Consider the following 16,204-nt stretch of genomic DNA (forward strand, 5'->3'; position numbering starts at 1 on the left):
GGTTTACAACGCGAGCTCTGGCTGCAGTTTCTTCGCGGGCCAGACGCGCTGCTTGCGTGCGGCCAGCGTAGACGCGGCCAGTGCCACTGCGAACCAGGCGCCGAGTGCCAGCAGGTCCTTGCCGAGCGAGGCGGTGGAGCCGCCGTACATGAGGTGGCGGACACCGTCGATCGCATAGCTCATCGGCAACGCGTGGTGGAAGAAGTACAGCGGTGCCGGGATGGTCTGCCACGGGAACGTGCCGCCCGCGCTGACCAGCTGGACCACCATCATCACCAGGCCGAGGAACTTGCCGATGGCACCGAACCACGAGGCCAGTGCGTGCAGGATCGCCACGAAGGTGATCGAGGTCAGCATCAGGAAGCCGACGGTCAGCCACGGGTGCGCCGTGTTGATGCCGAGGCCGAGTGTCACCGCGGTGAAGACCAGCGCCGCCTGGATCGCACCGAACAGTGCCGGCGGCAGCCAGCCACCGAGCGCGACGCGGAACGGCGACTGCAGTCCTGCGAGTGCACGCGGGGACAGCGGCCGCACCAGCAGGAAGAGCACGTAGGCACCGATCCAGCAGGCCAGGCAGAGGAAGAACGGGGCCAGACCGGCGCCATAGCTCTCGGCACTCGCCTGCGAGACGTTCTGCAGCGTGACAGGTGCACCCAGGGTCTCGGCCACGGCCTTGCGCTGCTCAGCGGTCGGGTTGGGGATCTGCTTGACGCCCTTCTCCAGACCGGTGTTCAGCTGGGTAGCGCCGTTCTTGAGCTGGGTAACGCCATTGGCCAGGCTGTTCACACCGCCCAGGAGCTGCCCCTGCCCGGTCACCGCCTGCTTCTCACCGGCCGCTAGCTGCTGCGCACCGGACTGCAGTGTGGTGAGACCAGTCGCCAGCTGGCCGGCCCCGGTGTCGAGCTGCTTGGCGCCATTGGCCGCCGTACTGATGCCGTTCGTGAGGGCCGGTGTGGCCTTGGCCAGCGCGGCAGCGCCGTTGGACACCTTGCGAGCGCCGCCGGCCAGCTGGTTGAGCTGGGTGGAGGTCGACTGGATCTTCGTGTTCGCCCGGACGACCGGACCGCGCAGCTTGGCGGTCTCGGAGAGGATCTGGTTGATCTGGTGGTTGCTCAGCCCCTGTGCCTTCAGGCGGGCTGCGAGCGTTTTGTCGAACGCCTTGAGGTCCTTGACCAGCGTGCTCGACGCAGTAGCGACCTGACGACCCACACCGGCGATCTTCTCGTTGCCGTCGGCCACCTGGTCGGCGCCGTTCGCCAACGCCTTGGTCTGCTTCGGCAGACTCGCAGTCTTGCTCTTCAGCGTGCCCAAGCCGTCGCTGAGCTGGTCAGCGCCGGTGGCCAGCTTCGCCGCGCCCTGCTGTGCCTGTCCTGCTCCTGTCGCCAGCTTGTTCGCACCGGCCGACAGCTGCTGCTGTGCAGTGTTGAGCTGGCCAGCACCGGACTGCAGCTTGCCGACGCCAGTGGACGCGCTCGTCAGCCCGTTCTGCAGCTGGGCTGCACCTGAGGCGGCCTGGCTGATCTGACCGTGGATCGTGTTGTAACCGGCCAGCAGCTTGCTGGCCGCCGTCTCGCTCACCTGGGACGCGACGGTCTTGGTGACCTGAGCGACGACCTGGTTGGCGATGGTGTGCGCGACGTAGTTGTTGGCGTCGTTGGTGATCAGCTCCAGGTTCGCCTGTCGCGGCGTGAAGTCCGCACTGGAGGCCAGGTCCCCGGAGAACGACTTGGGCAGCACCAAGGCGAACTCGTACTTGCCGTCTGACACACCCTTGGTCGCCTCGGCGCGGGTGACCTTGTGCCAGCCGAAGCTCTTCGACTTGACCAGCTCGTCGGCCACCTCCGGCCCGACGTTCAGCTTCTCGCCGGTGGCCAGCGTGGTGCCCTCGTCCTCCACCACGACTGCGGTGGGAATCTGGTTGAGCCGGCTGTACGGATCGTGGTTCGCGTAGAGATACAGGCCGCCGTACAGGACGGGGACCAGCAGCAGGGCGACCACGGCCAGCTTGGGCAGTCGGCCGGCGGTCAGCCGCCGCAGCTCACTCAGGGCCATCCGGAGCGCGGTCACGCCTTCATCTCCTCAACTTGTTCTGCGGGTACGTCGAGCAACCGGGCGGAGGTATCTGCGCACGTGATCAGGACTGCGTAGCCCCGATCGGCCAGGTCCCGGCCCAGTGCGTACCACTCGTGCGGATCGCCGCCATGGCGGTCCGGCATGGTCAGAATGACGACCTTCACGTCCGGCCGAGCGACAGTCAGCTCGGCGAGCAGTCTGGTGCGCGCAGCGACCGGGAGGTGCTCGAACCGGGTGTTGGCGTGCTCACCGGCACCGTGCTCTTCCAACCACGCCAGCACAGCCTTCCGGCCAGCCTTGTGACCAGCCATGGCCAGCTCCTCGCCGACCACCGTCTGAACGGGCAGTGCGTCATCCGGCTCGGTGATCCCCGGCGCGTCGACCACAGCGACCTTGCGGCGCAGTACGGCGGGGTCCGAGGAGCCCTGCAGTGTCACCTCGCCGGTGTCCGGCACGAGACGACCGGAGAGGGCCAGCGCGGCTGCCACGTGCCCGGGGCCCGGATAGCCGGTCAGCAGGATGACCTGCTTTTCGTCGACCTGCACCGACATGCCGGTCAGCATCGGCGCGTGCGGACCGAACACGCTGACCTTGGTGGCCTCGAGCTGCATCTCGCGCTCCGCTTTCTTCTCCGGCAGTTCAATACGGTTGTGTATTCAATACAGAACTGTATCCTACTCTTATGGAAGCACCCAAGCGCAGTCGTACCGCCACTCGGGCCCGCCTGCTCGCAGGCGCGCTGGAAGTCTTCGCCGAGCGCGGGTTCGCCGGTGCCTCGGTCGAGGACATCTGCGACCAGGCCGGGTTCACGCGGGGTGCGTTCTACTCGAACTTCGGCTCCAAGGACGAGCTGGTGCTGGCGTTGTTCCAGGCAACGACCGACCGGCTGCTCGAACAGATCGAGGCGCTGCTGCCCGAACTGGCCAACCAGCCCGGCACGCTGCTGGACGCCGTACTGGGCCTGCTCGACGAGGCTATCGGGGATCAGCGGCAGTGGCACCTGATCTCCACAGAGTTCACTTTGCACGCGTTGCGCAACCCCGAGGCGGCGCGGGCGCTGGCCGAGCAGCGCGCGATGTTCCGGGCCAGCCTGACCCGGCTGGTCGAGGAGATTTCAGCGGCGAGTCATGTGCAGTTCAGCGTGCCCGCCGAGCAGTTCGTCCGGCTGGTGATCGCGCTCCACGAGGGCGCGCGCTCACAGAGCCTGCTCGAGCCTTCTGTCGTTCCCGCGGGATCGCTTGAGCACGCCTTCCTGCCGATCGTGCTGGATGCGGTCAGTCGACCTTCACGCTGATCGTGTGCAGGCCGGTCGACCCGTCGGGCGCCGGTGGTGCGGAGGCTTCGATCTGCGGAGTGCCTTTGGCGTCGACCGCCCGGACCTGCAGGATGTGCGTCCCGCGCGGCGCGTCCCAGGTCCAGTGCCATTGCCGCCAGGTGTCGATCGAACCGTCCGCGGCCAGGGTGGTTTGTTGCCAAGGGCCACCATCGACACGGACCTCGACCTTCGACACCCCGACATGCTGGTCCCATGCCACGCCTGCCACGGTCACCGGCCCGGCAGTCACCTTCTTGCCCAGCGGTACGTCGATCCGCGACGACAGCTTGATCGGCCCGAGCTCCGACCAGCCCCGAGGTGTCCAGTACGCCTCGAACTGATCGAACCGCGTCACCTCGATATCGGTCAGCCATTTCGTCGCCGACACGTACCCGTACAGACCCGGTACGACGATCCGCACCGGGAACCCGTGTGCCACCGGCAGCGGCTCACCGTTCATCGCGAACGCGAGCATCGCCTGGCGATCGTCGAGCAGCGTACTGAGCGGCGTACCGGCGGTGAATCCGTCCTTCGACGTCGACTGGATCGCGTCGGCGTCCTTCGACGGGCCGGCCTCTTCGAGGAGGTCCTTCAGGAGCACGCCCGACCACAACGCATTGCCGATCAGGTCGCCGCCGACCTCGTTGCTGACACAGGTCAGCGTGACCCACTTGTGCATGACGTTGCGCTTCAGCAGGTCGTCGAAGGTGAGGTTGAGTTCCTTGTCGACCATGCCGTGGATCCGCAGCTTCCAGTCCGACGGCATGATCTGCGGGACGGCGAGCGCGGTGTCGATGCGGTAGAAGTCCTCGTTCGGCGTTGCCCATGGCGTTGCGCCCTCAGCCTGTACGCCGGCCGGTGGCTCGAGTGACGGCGGTAGCGGCAGCTTCAGGTTTCTGCGGGCGTCCGCTACCGCGGTCCGGCTCCCGCTGATCACGCGCCCGAGCAGGCCGAGCGCGGCCGAACCGATTGCGACACCGCCCGACAACTGCAGAAAGCCCCGGCGGCTGACGCCGTCATCGGGGAAGTCGATCAGTGGTTCTAGCCGCTTGGTGTTCAGACGTAGTACGCCGAGCGCGGTCAGTCCGGCGACGGCCGACGGGACGAATCCGGTTTGGCCCGAGTCCGCGCGGGTCAACGCGGCTGCCACGGCTACCCCGCCGAGTGCGACGACGATCAGTGCGCCGGCCCAATACCGCCGTACGGCGAGGATGCCGCCGATCGCGGCCAGCGCGAGCAGGACGATCAGGATGCCGATCCGCAGCGCGGTCTTGTCGTTCGTGCCGAACCAGGAGATCGCCAGATCCTTCAGCCACGGCGGCACTCGATCGATGAACGCCGAGCCGATCGCGACCACGGGAGTCTGCGACGTGCCGAGAAGTCCGGCCGCCACACTGCCGGCTGCGAGACCTGCCAGTGCGGCGAGAATGCCGCCGATTGCTGCGCGCCAGCGCGTTGCGCGCCCGCCGTCCGCTCGGCGTACGGTCTGCTGCTCGCGCTCGGCCGGCATTTGATTCACATCTCAACCTTGACGCGGAGGGGCGCCCGACACCAGTCGAGCGCCCCATCCGTTAGTTCCGGGTAATGCGTTGAAGTTGTACTTACTTGATCTACTGCTCGCTGTTGGTGCTAGAGCGCGGGCCGGCCGTTCGGCCAGCGGCGTGCGTTGTCCCGGACCCGGCGCAGCTTGCCGAGCACAACCTCGCGCTCGTCGGACAGCTGCGACATCCACAGGCTGTCGATCTCCAGGAGGTGATCCGGCAGTGCTTCACGCAGCCGCCGCTTCCCCTCCTCGGTGATCACCGCGTACGAACCGCGGGCGTCGTCAGGGCACGGCTCGCGACGAACCAGGCCGAGGTTCTCGGCGCGGTCGACGAGCCGGGTGATGCCGCCGGTGGTGACGGTCAACTCCCGGGCCAGGGAGGTCAAACGCTGCTTCTCCCCGTGACTGCGGGCCAGCCGCAGCAACAGTTCGAACATTGCCATTTGCAGACCACTGCGCTTGAGAGAGTGCCGCATCAACTGATCCAGCTCGGCTGCGGCTTCCCGCAGCAGACCGTAGGCCGTGATGACGTCGCTTTCCCAGGGTTCCGCGGCGCGGGTGGGTTCTGCATCGGCGAGCGCTAGGGGCGAGCAAAGCGAAGGCGCGATGGTCATGCGCGGACTCTAGTAGCTGACTAGTTCACTTCGCTACACGGGGTGACCTTTTGGCTACAGATCGACCGGCACTCGCAAACTTCCTGAGCGTAACCGGGCACCTGTCCAGACCAGTACCGAGGGTGCCTGTGGATAACTTCCGCGGCACTTCCCCGATTTTTGCAAGCCTTGTCCCAGCACGTTTTCGACCACTGAAACGGGGACCAGGATGAGCGACCACGAGAGCACCACCCCCTTCGGCCCCGGCTTCGTCGCGGCCTCCATAGTCATCGCCGCCATCGTCATCTGCGGCCTGATCGTCCTGGTCGCCGGCGGCTCCAACACCCCTGCTGGCACCCACCTCTCCAACCCCGCCGCACCCGCGGCCGGGGGAGGAAGCGAACCAGTAGGCGCTCCCGCCGCAACCCCCGACACCACCTGCCCGGCCGCCCCCGGCTCCGCCTCGGGCGACAACCGCGGCTCCGCCTCGGATGACCGAGCCGGCTCCGGGGCGGCGAGCTCCGGGGGCGGCGGCTCTGCAGGTTGCGTGCCCTCCTCCCGCTCAGCTCGTTCTGGGTGCTCGTTGTCGGGTGGGGATCAAGGTGTTCCGGTGGTGGCACCTGCGGTTGACGGGTGGGAGGTGAGTCGGCGGGTGGTTGTTCCTCGGTCGACCGCCTTCGGGCCGGGGGTTGTCGACTCCGACGGGTTCCGGCGGTGTTTTGCTCATTCGCCGACGGGTGCGGTGTTCGCGGCGTACAACGTGCTTGCTGCGTTGGGCGATCAGACCAAGGCGACCGCGACCGCCCGCAAGCTCATGCTGCCCGGCCCCGAAACGGACGAGCTCCTGCGCGCAACCGCCAAAGAAACCTCGTCCACCAACACAGCGCAGACGCAACTCGCCGGGTACCGCGTGCTCGCCGCCAACCGCGACCAGGTGACGGTGACACTCGCCGTACCGGTGGAGACGCAGTACATGAGTCTCACCGTGACGATGGTCTGGCATGACCACGACTGGCGGCTGCAACCACCGCCGTCCGGTGCTGCCATCGGGGCGCCGTTCGCTCAGGTTCGCAACCTCGCCGACTTCGTGAAGTGGAGTGGTCTCTGATGTGCGGGAAGCTCGAGATCGGCTGTCAGATCAAGGAAGGCTTCATCTCCGTCGCGACGTCCAGCCTGGATTCCCTGCTCCAGCAGGCCAGTCAGGCCGCGCTCGACTCCATGCACTCGATGGCGACACTGTGGCTGAAGGTGCCGGACGCAACAATCGCGACCGAATCCGGCGGCGGCTGGAAGAACACCAGCCCGGTCGAATACCTGCAGCAGAGCACATTCACTGTCGTCACTGCGATCTTCACCGTCGCGATCCTGATCGCCGGCGTGCGAACCGCCTGGGAGCAACGAGCGAAACCGCTTCAAGAGTTGCTCAAGGCAATGATGATCTTCGTCCTGGTCTGCGGTGCCGGAGCGGCGGTGCTGCAGTTGCTGTCCGAGTGGTCCGACGGTTTGGCCCACGACATCGTCACCAAGGCCGCAGGCGGCAACGTCGACGCCGGCTTCCAGAGCATCGTCGCGAACGGCGGCTTCACCGAGATCGGCATCGCCTCCGGCCAGGTCATCCTTGCCATCTGCGTCACCATCTCGGTCATGTGCGCCTCGGTGATCCAGATCGTTCTGCTGCTGATCCGCTCCGCGATGCTCGTCATCCTGGCCGGCACCTTCCCGCTAGCAGCCGCCGCCACGAACACCGAGGTCGGACGGACGTGGTTCCGCAAATTCTGCGGGTGGTCGCTCGCGTTCATCGCCTATAAGCCAGCGGCCGCGCTCATCTACGCGGCCGCGATGAAGCTCAACCAGTCCGCCATGCTGCCGAGCGACAACCAGCTGGTGCAGGCGATGACCGGAATCATGATGCTGATGCTCGCGGTCTTCGCCCTACCCGCGCTACTGCGATTCGCCGTACCCCTGACGGCAGCCGTAGCCGGCGGCAGCGCCGCAATGGGCAGCTCAGTAGCCGACCCCGGCGGCCTAGCCACCGGTGCCATCAACGTCGGCCGCGCCCGCCTAGGTTCCGGAGGCGGCGCTGGCGGTGGTGCTGGCGCTGCAGCGGGCGGCGGGGCGACCGGCGCCCGCACAGTCGGAGCCACCGCAAGCGCCGGGCTAGGCGCAGCCGGAGCCGCCGTCACAGCCGCCCGCAAAGCCGGAGGCGCCGTAGCCGGAGCCGCCGCACACTCCGCCGGCGACGGAGGCGGCGGCGCCAACACCCCCAGCTCCTTCGGCCCCACCGGCTCAGGCGGCAGTTCCGGCGGCGGCGGGTCGCGCGGCGGCTCGGGTGGTTCGCGTAGCGGTTCGTCCGGCGGCGGACGTGGCGCGTCCTCCGGTGGAGGCGGCGGCTCGCACGCCGGCTCGTCGGGCGGGCCGTCCGGAGCATCCGGTGGTTCCCCGCGGTCCTCGCGAACCTATGCGACCAGCAGCCCCGGTTCATCCGAGTACGACGGTCCCTCGGGCGGCTGGTGAGTGAGATGTGCGCGGTTTGCGGCGTCGGGTCTCCCGAGTGCGACGGTCGTCGGGCGGCTGGTGAGAGACGTGCGCGACCAGCAGCGCCGGTTTGTCCGAGTACACGGGTCCTTGGGTGGTTGGTGAGCGAGGCGCACGCGACCAGCAGCGCCGGTTCGTCCGGGCACGAGGGTCCGTCGGGTGGCTGGTGAGTGAGATGTATGCGACCTGCGGCGTCGGGTCCCTCTGAGTGCGAGGCTCGTTGAGTGGCGGGTGAGAGGCGTGCCTGACCAGCAGCGCCGGTTCGTCCGAGCGCGACGGTCCGTCGGGTGGCTGGTGAGAAAGTCGTACGCGACCACCAGCGCCGACGACAGTTCTTCGGGCGGTTGGTGAGAAACGGGTTGCCGCACACCTCGGCGGGCTTGAACTATGGCGGATATGCAGCTTGAGCGGATCGCCCTCATCTCGGACGTCCACGGCAACCTCACCGCACTTGAAGCAGTCCTCGCGGACATCGAGGCTCGCGGTATCACCCGGATCTTCAACCTCGGCGACTACGTCGGCAAAGGTCCGCGCGGCCAGGCGGTGGTCGACCGCTGCCGTGAGGTCTGCGAGGTCAACATCCTCGGCAACTGGGACGACTTCCTCCCCGACCCGGACCGCGACTACCCCGCCGGCGGCAGCATGCTGTGGTGGCGACAGGAGCTCCGCGACGACCAGCACGCCTGGCTGCGCAACCTCCCGTTCTGCCATGACTTCCAGCTGAGCGGCCAACAGATCCGCCTGTTCCATGCGTCCGCGACCACGGTGCATCACCGCGTCTACTTCGACCACGACGAAGCGGCGTACCGCAGCATGTTCGAAAACACCCCCGCCACCGGCAACGGCCCCCTGCCAACAGTCGTCGCCTACGGCGACACGCACGACGCCTACTACGAATGCGACCTAGGCCGCACCCTCATCAACGTCGGCTCGGTCGGCAACAGCCTCCACGACCCGACCCCCGTCTACACAATCCTCGAAGGTGTCGAGAACTCCACCGCCCCCGCACCCTTCTCCATCCAGTTCGTCCGCGTCCCGTACGACGCCCACGCCGAACTCGCCATCGCCCACGAACTAGGCGCCCCCGAACTCGACGGCTACGAGTCCGAGATCATCCACGGCATCTACCGAGGCACCTTCTACGCGGGCGAATCCCCCACCTACCACCGCGACTGACGCCTGGATTCCCTTGTCTACAAGGCGGATTTGCCTCGTTACCGTTCTGTGACTATATTAGAACACATGTTCGAGGAGGAGCTGTCCACGCTTTCGACGGCCGACTTGCTGGAGTCGGCCGCCGAGGAGCGCGCGGCCGAGTACCGGTCGGCCGCGCGGTCCCTCGTTCATGCTGTCGTGTACGCCGATCGTTTCCATCCGGATGTATGCGCGGGGCGTCCGGGCCGCCGGGTGAGCGATGGTAGGGAGCGTGCGGTGGTGCTGGGTGGTGAGGGCTGTCCGCCGGTGATGGAGTTCTGCATCGCTGAGTACGGCGCGGTGCTGGGGGTGTCTCCGGGAGTGGCACGGGACTATCTCGCGAACGCGCTGGCCTTGCGCCACCGTTTCCCGTTCGTGTGGGCCCGGGTGCTGGGTGAGGAGGTCGCGGCCTGGAAGGCACGCAACCTCGCCCGCGACTGCGAGAAGCTGTCCCTGGCAGCCGCGCTGTACGTCGACAAGCGCGTCGCCCACCTGCTGGACACGATCTCGCCGACCCGGCTGGCCAAGATCATCAAGGCGGCCAAGATGCACGCCGACCCCGCCCAGGCGAAAGCCGAAGCCGACGAGAAGACCCGCGAGCGCGGTGTCTGGGTCGGCCAGTCCGACGAGCACGGCACCAAGACCTGCGTGATCAAGGCCGCCTCAGCGGCGGTCCGGCGGCACAAGGCAAAGATCGACGAGATCGCCGACGCCCTCCTGGCCCAAGGCGACAAGCGCAGCATCCAAGCCCGCCGCGCAGAAGCAGTAGGCATCATGCCCGACACCGCCTACACCAACGAACTCATCGCCCAAGCCCAACAACACCAGCACAACACCCCCACCCCGAACCCCACACCCGCGCCTGACTCCGGTCCCGCGCCGGACCCCACTCCCGCGTCGGACCCCGCCCCTGCATCTGCTGTCGGCCCCGCGCCCGCATCCAATCCAGCGTTTGCTGCCGGGCCATCACCCACACGCGCGTCTGCACCCACACCCGCGTCTGCACCCACCACGGCGTCTGCGTCCACGCCCGCTCCTGCGTCCACGCCCGCTCCCACGTCCACGCCCGCTCCCACGTCCACGCCCGCTCCCACGTCCACGCCCGCGTCTACACCCGCCCGCGCATCTGCGATCGACCCCACTCCCGCGCCTGATTCCGAGCCCGCGTCTGCCGCCACGTCTGACCCGGCAGTGTCGCCCCACAACGTTGCTGCAGGCAACGGGATACCGGCTGACCGGGCAAGCGGTGTGAGCCCGGATCCCGGTCGCCACGTCACCTCCGGCCCGGACATCGAGCGCGGCCCGGACATCGGGCCCGGTCCCGACATCGAGCCCGGCCCCGATGACGAGGCCGATCGTGAAGCGCCCCATCCAGGCGAGAGCGATCTCCCTGATCCTCTCGATCACTGTGACGACCGGACAGCGGAGCCGTTCGACAGAGCCAGCGGCGGCGTGTCCGACGCGGGCGAGTCAATGACCCCAGACGAGTTGCATGCTCTCGCAGCCCGGCTGGCCCAGATCAAGCGCGACGCCCACGCCCGCCCGCCAGGCGACCGGCCCACCCCGGCACGCCCAGGCAAGACCGAGATCTACGTACACCTCACCGACCACACCCTCGCCACCGGCACCGGAGTCCTGCGCGCAGAAGACATCGGGCCACTACTGGCCACCCAGCTCACCGAACTCGTCGGCCACGGCCCCTACCTCGTCAAACCAGTCATCGACCTCAACAAAGCAATCAGCTCCGACGCCTACGAAACCACCAACCAGATCCGCGAACACGTCAAACTCACCCACCCGACCGAACTGTTCCCCTACGGCACCCGCGAAACCACCAACAACATCGACCTCGACCACATCCAGCCCTACAACCCCCTCGGCCCACCAGGCCAAACCAACACCCAGAACCTCATACCGCTGAGCCGCTACGGACACCGGGTAAAGACCCACGCCCCCGGATGGAAGGTACGCCGAATCGACCCCAAGACGATCGAGTGGACAACACCCCACGGCTTCGTACTCCACGTCAACCCCACCGGCACCCACCGAATCTCGAAAGACCCACGGACCAGTGATCGGACGATCTCAGAGAAGCGGTAGGCCGAGCCATTCACTGAGCGCCGCAGCGATCTCGGCCGGGCGATCCTCAGGGAGAAAATGCGTGCCTGGTCCGATGTCGACGATGGTCAGCGCCCGCCCGTGCTCACGGCACCAGGCGACCTCGGCGGGCCCGATCACCGCGCCGGGTGTCGCATGGAGCAGGAGCTTCGGTAGCTCCGGGTCGGCGAGCACTGCCTGGTTGGCGGTGACGATCGCTGCCACGTCGGCGGGTACCCCCTCAATCGGGATCTCCTGCGGCCAGCGCCAGACCGGTAGCCGAGCGGCAGGATCGCGGTACGGCGCGCGGTAGGCATCCAGCTCCTCCTGGCTCAGTGTGCGGAGGATCCCCGCAGGCAGAACTTCCTCGACGAAGAAGTTCTCCTGGATGATCAACTGCTCGCCGACACCGGGTGTCCGCAATCTCTGGAACAGTTCCCGGCTGCCTTCGTCCAGGTCGCTCCACCGGTCGATGGCATGAAGGTGGCCCTCCATGAAGGCGACCCGTCGAACCCGAGAGCGGAAGCGTCGCGCGTGGTCCAAGGCGATCACAGCGCCCCAGTCGTGCCCGACCACAGTGAGGTCGGACAGCCCCAATGCGTCGATGAAGGCCTCGACGTAACCCAGATGGTCGACGAGCCGGTAGTCGAGGATGGGTTTGCCTGAACCGCCCATGCCGATCAGATCGAGAGCAATGCACCGCCAGCCCGCTCGCGCCACCTCATCGATGACGTTTCGCCACAGGTACGACGAAGTGGGGTTGCCATGCAGGAACAGCACTGGATCACCGGCGCCCACCTCGACGTAGTGCAGCCAGCTTCCCCGCACCTCCACCGTCGCCGACCTCACCGTCGAATCCTATTCGGCCGGGGTCTCACGTTCCCCGGATGCGAGCCGACGCAGGTGATCGATCGTGCCGGGCAGGTCTCGCAGCCTCGTGCGGATACTGGCTTCGATCGTCGTGCGATCGCCCATCCAGCGTGCACCGGGGGACTCCCCGAGCGAGACCCGGATCTGCTCACCCAGCACCTGGACGCGATGTCTGGCAACCCCGAGAAACACGTCGGCGCCGGCCCATCCGAGCTCGCCACCAGCAGCGACGTACGCAGCAAGGATCCTTCCAACGCGGGAGGCTTCGCCGTCCCCGAACATGTACGCCGTCCTCCCCGCCTCGAGCGCTGCACTGTCGGTCCGAACGCTGTCCCAATCCACGAGCACAGGCCCAGAAACAGACCTGACGATGTTGTGATCCTTGAAGTCGCCATGAGTCGTCACAACATCCGGAGCGATCTCGCCGAGCTCCGCAATGCGTTCGCCGACCGCGAGGATGTCCGGCAGGCAGTCCCCCAACAGCCCCGCCCACGAGACCTCACGCGCCCGAGCCGAAGCGAGCCACCCCTCCCAAACCGCCGGCGGTGGAACCGCCACCCGCCACCACCCAGGGAGGCCAATCCGGGCCGACTCCAACTGATGAACGCGAAGCATTGTCTGGCCAAGCCAGGACGAGACATCGACAGCAGCACGAGACGGGTCGTGCTCGATCCATCGGTACATCCGAAACCATCGCCCATCAACGCGAGTCGCCCACCCGAGGACCGGATCGACAGGCGCGATCGGGACCGGCATGTCCACACCTGCCTCGAAGGCCCGGCGCTCGAACGCCATCGCTGCCGTCAAGTCCGGCGTACCGGCAGGCAAGTACCCCTTGACGAAATAGCTCCCACCTGAGGTCGTGAGCCGCCAGGCATCGGAGTCACCACGCCTGATATGAATGAGCTCCCCGTCGGCCGCGTCCAGACCGAACGCGCGGGCTACCTCCGCCGGCGTAGGTGTGTTCAAGCTTCCCTCCCAGCCGGAAGCGCTTCGACTGATAGTGGTCTTGACCATTCGATGAGCGTCAACGCCTTCGAGACCACTTGAGCGTAAGGACTTTGCGTCCCTTCGACCGGGGTTTCACTGATGGCTCGCGTGCGGTGCGCGTGCTCGACTTTCGCCGGACAGGAGAGCTCACACCGGACGAGGAGTTGCGATGAACGACCTTCCCAAGGTACCTGGCGGGCCGGCGCTCGACCGCCGCGGAGTGCTGAAGCTCGCGGCCGCGGCCGGCGTCCTGCCCTTCCTGCCGGGCACGACCGCGACCGCCCAGGCAGCAACCCAGGCCACCCAGGCCACTCAGGCAGCCGGCACCGCCGCGGCCACCTGCTCCACCCTGCCGATCATCTCCGGGCCGGAGTTCCCGATCGGCGCCTTCTGGCCGCCGTCGATGCAAGACCGCTTCAACCTGCTGAGTCGCTTCCAGGAGATGAAGGACGCCGGATTCAACTGGACCTTCGTCGGAGCGAGCGACGCCGAGGCGGAGGTGGCGAAGAACCACACCACGCTGGGCTTCACCGACCAGGTCGGGTTGAAAGCGGTGGTCGTCAACTGGCACCAGAGGGCGTTGCAGTTGCGCACCGAGTACACCCGGCACCCGTCGTTCGTCGGCTTCCGGCTGGACGACGAGCCGGACCCGGGGGAGATCGCGGATCTGGCCGTCGGTGCTGCTGCACTGCGGGCGGCGGCTCCGAACCTGCTGCAGAACGTCAACCTCTTCCCCGACCCCGTGCCAGGGGGCTGGCGGAACTACATCCACGAGTTCGCCAGCTCCGTTCGTCCGCAGATGCTGTCGTACGATCGCTATCCGCTCCTGGCCGACGGCACCAATCACGCCAACTACTGTGCCGAATGGCAGGAGTTTCGCGCGGCCGGCCTGGGCGCCGGCGTTCCGACCTGGATCTACATTCTGTCGACCAAGCACATCCACTACCGGACGCCGACGGCAGCGGACCTTGCGTGGCAGGTCAACGTCAGCCTGGCGTACGGCTGCAAGGGCATCCAGTACTTCTGCTACTGGTCGCCGGAGCCGCCGGGGACGCCGGCGAACTTCGGCCCGGGGCTGATCGACTACGAGGGCAATCGGTCTCCGATCTACGATGCTGCCAAGGCGTTGCACGCCAACTGGCTTACTCCGGCCGGTGCCGAACTGAAGCCGCTCGTTTCCGAGCGGGTGGTGCACGCGAACGGATCGCGTCCGCCCGCCACACAGCCGTTCACCCCGGACACGTGGTTGTCCGGCACCTCCGGTAGTCCGGTCGTCCTCGGCACGTTCCGCAGTAAGGACCGCAAGTCGCGGACGAGGTGGGTGCTGGTAACGAACTGGTCCCATACGGCAGCGTCGCAGGCCGTACTGAACGTGAACACCGCGACGGTGAGCACCGTCTCGAAGTTTGACCCGGCGACCAAGACCTACAAGGCTCAGTCGAGCTCCGGCTCGATCTCGGTTTCACTCGCCCCCGGTGCGGCTGCGCTCTACCGGCTGGATGCTCCCGGCACCTTCCTCGATCCGAAGGTGCAGCTCGTCCTCGCCTCGGACAGCGAGGTGCACCACGGGATCCAGCAAGCCGACGACACGTGGGTTGGTCCGGAAGCGTTGAACGGCCCGGCCCGCCTGGTCGCAGCGTCCGAGTTCAACGGCATGTTGAACGTGATGGAGATGACCGGTGACCTCATCTATCACCGGGTGCGGGGCGTGGACGGCAGCTGGAGCTCGCGGAACCTGTTCGGCGAGCTCAAGGGCGTGTCGTCGATGACGGCCGCGGTGACGCTCGGCTGCCTGCAGGTGGCCTTCGCGGCGGGCGGGATCGTCTACCACCTGATGCAGTTCCCGGACGGCCGCTGGGACGGCCCGAACCGGCTCGGCGATGAGGCGAAGCTGGTGGCCGCGACCGAGTTCCACGGCACCTTCCACATGATGCAGGTCGATGGCGCGGGGCGGATCTATCACCGGGTACGGCGCGGCGACGGCACCTGGAGCTCGCGGAATCACTTCACCACCATGGCCAACATCACCTCGGTGGCCGTCACGGTGGTCGGCGAGGAGATGATGGTGGTGATCGCGGCGGGAGGCCAGCTGTACTACGCGATTCAGCACACCGACGGTAGTTGGCAGTTGCCGACCCAGACCGGTGACCCGGCTGATCATGTCGCGGCCTCCTCGGTGGGTGGCGAGCTCCAGATCACCGCGATCTCCGGTGGTCAGGCCTACACCCGGCGCCGGCGCGCGGACGGCACGTTGCCTCCCCGCGTCGCCCTGCCGACGGAGCTGACCAACATCACTGCCGTGGCCTCGGCTGGTCGCTCCGTGGAGCACTGCCCCTAGAAGAGCAGGGTTTCCGAACCGACGATGCGGTATCCCGCCGCGAGGAATGCGCGGAAGGATGCCGCATTGCCCGGGCTCACCTGGGCCCAGATGTGCGCATCAGTGGGGATGAGGGCCCGAGCCGCCTGGACGAGCCGGCGGCCGTGCCCTTGGCCCCGGGCCGACTCGGGGACCTCGACCGAACACTCGGTACGACGGCCAACGCCGTACCCGATCGTCATCACACTCCCGGACGGGTCGCCGTACACGCGGACGTCGTCGCGGAACTCCAGTGCCCGGAGCACCCGTGGATGATCGTGGTCGGTGAACTCTTCGAGACCAATCACGGCGTCGGCGCGTTCAACCGGGTCGGTGATGGCCGGGGCGAGGAGCATCGCGTCGAGGCCGTGCACCTGGCGTCCGGATAGTTCGGTGAGTGCGGTCAGGAACGGCGGCGCTGTCGGCGCGAGCATGTCGCCGGCCGGGAGCCGTTCGGCGACCCAGGCCTCGTCGACGTCCGCGGCGATCACGATGTGCCCGGTGAACGCCATCACGCACCACTCGCGGGTGGACGGCGCTGAGACGACCGTCACGCCCAGATCCGAGATCGGGAAGGCTCCGGCTTCGACGCCGCGGAGAATTTCGGCCAGAGTTGTCATCACGAGCCATTGTGGTGG

13 protein-coding genes are annotated in these 16,204 nt (G+C 67.3%); 6 read left to right on the forward strand and 7 right to left on the reverse strand.

The annotated features are described in order from the left end of the window. Positions 1 to 3: 3 nt before the first annotated feature. Positions 4 to 2,067, reverse strand: coding sequence for a YhgE/Pip family protein (locus ABD231_RS33395; RefSeq protein WP_344161118.1), 2,064 nt, complete (start codon positions 2,065 to 2,067; stop codon positions 4 to 6). Further along, complete coding sequence (locus ABD231_RS33400; protein WP_344161121.1) at positions 2,064 to 2,684, reverse strand: hypothetical protein; 621 nt, start codon at positions 2,682 to 2,684, stop codon at positions 2,064 to 2,066. The genes ABD231_RS33395 and ABD231_RS33400 overlap by 4 nt, the downstream gene beginning before the upstream one ends. Before the next feature lie 71 nt (positions 2,685 to 2,755). Here ABD231_RS33400 and ABD231_RS33405 point away from each other — a divergent pair, with 71 nt between their 5' ends. Further along, positions 2,756 to 3,367 carry a TetR/AcrR family transcriptional regulator gene (locus ABD231_RS33405; RefSeq protein WP_344161124.1) on the forward strand — a complete coding sequence of 204 codons (612 nt, stop codon included), beginning with the start codon at positions 2,756 to 2,758 and terminating at the stop codon, positions 3,365 to 3,367. On the opposite strand, the gene ABD231_RS33410 is transcribed toward ABD231_RS33405, so the two are convergent. Then, on the reverse strand, positions 3,348 to 4,898 hold the full coding sequence (locus tag ABD231_RS33410) for a molybdopterin-dependent oxidoreductase (RefSeq protein ID WP_344161700.1): 1,551 nt from the start codon (positions 4,896 to 4,898) through the stop codon (positions 3,348 to 3,350). The two genes, ABD231_RS33405 and ABD231_RS33410, sit on opposite strands and share 20 nt — an antisense overlap. A gap of 119 nt (positions 4,899 to 5,017) precedes the next feature. Continuing rightward, positions 5,018 to 5,545 carry a MarR family winged helix-turn-helix transcriptional regulator gene (locus tag ABD231_RS33415; RefSeq protein ID WP_344161127.1) on the reverse strand — a complete coding sequence of 176 codons (528 nt, stop codon included), beginning with the start codon at positions 5,543 to 5,545 and terminating at the stop codon, positions 5,018 to 5,020. Between the two features lie 208 nt (positions 5,546 to 5,753). On the opposite strand from ABD231_RS33415, the gene ABD231_RS33420 reads away from it, so the two are divergent. The 4 genes from ABD231_RS33420 to ABD231_RS33435 all read left to right on the forward strand — a co-directional run bounded on the left by ABD231_RS33420 (position 5,754) and on the right by ABD231_RS33435 (position 11,353). After that, positions 5,754 to 6,632 carry a DUF8175 domain-containg protein gene (locus tag ABD231_RS33420; RefSeq protein WP_344161130.1) on the forward strand — a complete coding sequence of 293 codons (879 nt, stop codon included), beginning with the start codon at positions 5,754 to 5,756 and terminating at the stop codon, positions 6,630 to 6,632. Next, the gene (locus ABD231_RS33425; protein WP_344161132.1) at positions 6,617 to 8,038 is read left to right on the forward strand and encodes a TrbL/VirB6 family protein; all 1,422 of its coding nucleotides are present in this window, start codon (positions 6,617 to 6,619) and stop codon (positions 8,036 to 8,038) included. Before ABD231_RS33420 ends, ABD231_RS33425 begins: the two co-directional genes overlap by 16 nt. 417 nt (positions 8,039 to 8,455) lie before the next feature. Next, a complete protein-coding gene (locus ABD231_RS33430) occupies positions 8,456 to 9,235 on the forward strand; it encodes a metallophosphoesterase family protein (protein WP_344161135.1) in 780 nt (259 codons plus the stop codon). A 66-nt stretch (positions 9,236 to 9,301) separates the two neighbouring features. Further along, positions 9,302 to 11,353 (forward strand): hypothetical protein, encoded by a 2,052-nt coding sequence (locus tag ABD231_RS33435; protein ID WP_344161138.1) that lies wholly within the window; start codon positions 9,302 to 9,304, stop codon positions 11,351 to 11,353. Here ABD231_RS33435 and ABD231_RS33440 read toward each other — a convergent pair. Both ABD231_RS33440 and ABD231_RS33445 read right to left on the reverse strand, forming a co-directional pair. Beyond that, positions 11,339 to 12,199 (reverse strand): haloalkane dehalogenase, encoded by an 861-nt coding sequence (locus ABD231_RS33440; protein WP_344161140.1) that lies wholly within the window; start codon positions 12,197 to 12,199, stop codon positions 11,339 to 11,341. The genes ABD231_RS33435 and ABD231_RS33440 overlap by 15 nt on opposite strands. Before the next feature lie 9 nt (positions 12,200 to 12,208). Further along, entirely contained in the window at positions 12,209 to 13,189 is a 981-nt protein-coding gene (locus tag ABD231_RS33445) for an aminoglycoside phosphotransferase family protein (RefSeq protein WP_344161143.1), read from the reverse strand. 190 nt (positions 13,190 to 13,379) lie between these two features. Here ABD231_RS33445 and ABD231_RS33450 point away from each other — a divergent pair, with 190 nt between their 5' ends. Then, on the forward strand, positions 13,380 to 15,548 hold the full coding sequence (locus ABD231_RS33450; protein WP_344161147.1) for a hypothetical protein: 2,169 nt from the start codon (positions 13,380 to 13,382) through the stop codon (positions 15,546 to 15,548). Here the strand turns inward: ABD231_RS33450 and ABD231_RS33455 are convergent. Then, entirely contained in the window at positions 15,545 to 16,186 is a 642-nt protein-coding gene (locus ABD231_RS33455) for a GNAT family N-acetyltransferase (RefSeq protein WP_344161150.1), read from the reverse strand. The genes ABD231_RS33450 and ABD231_RS33455 overlap by 4 nt on opposite strands. Positions 16,187 to 16,204 lie beyond the last annotated feature (18 nt).

It is taken from the genome of Kribbella yunnanensis, assembly GCF_039529655.1.
Taxonomy (GTDB): Bacteria; Actinomycetota; Actinomycetes; order Propionibacteriales; family Kribbellaceae; genus Kribbella; species Kribbella yunnanensis.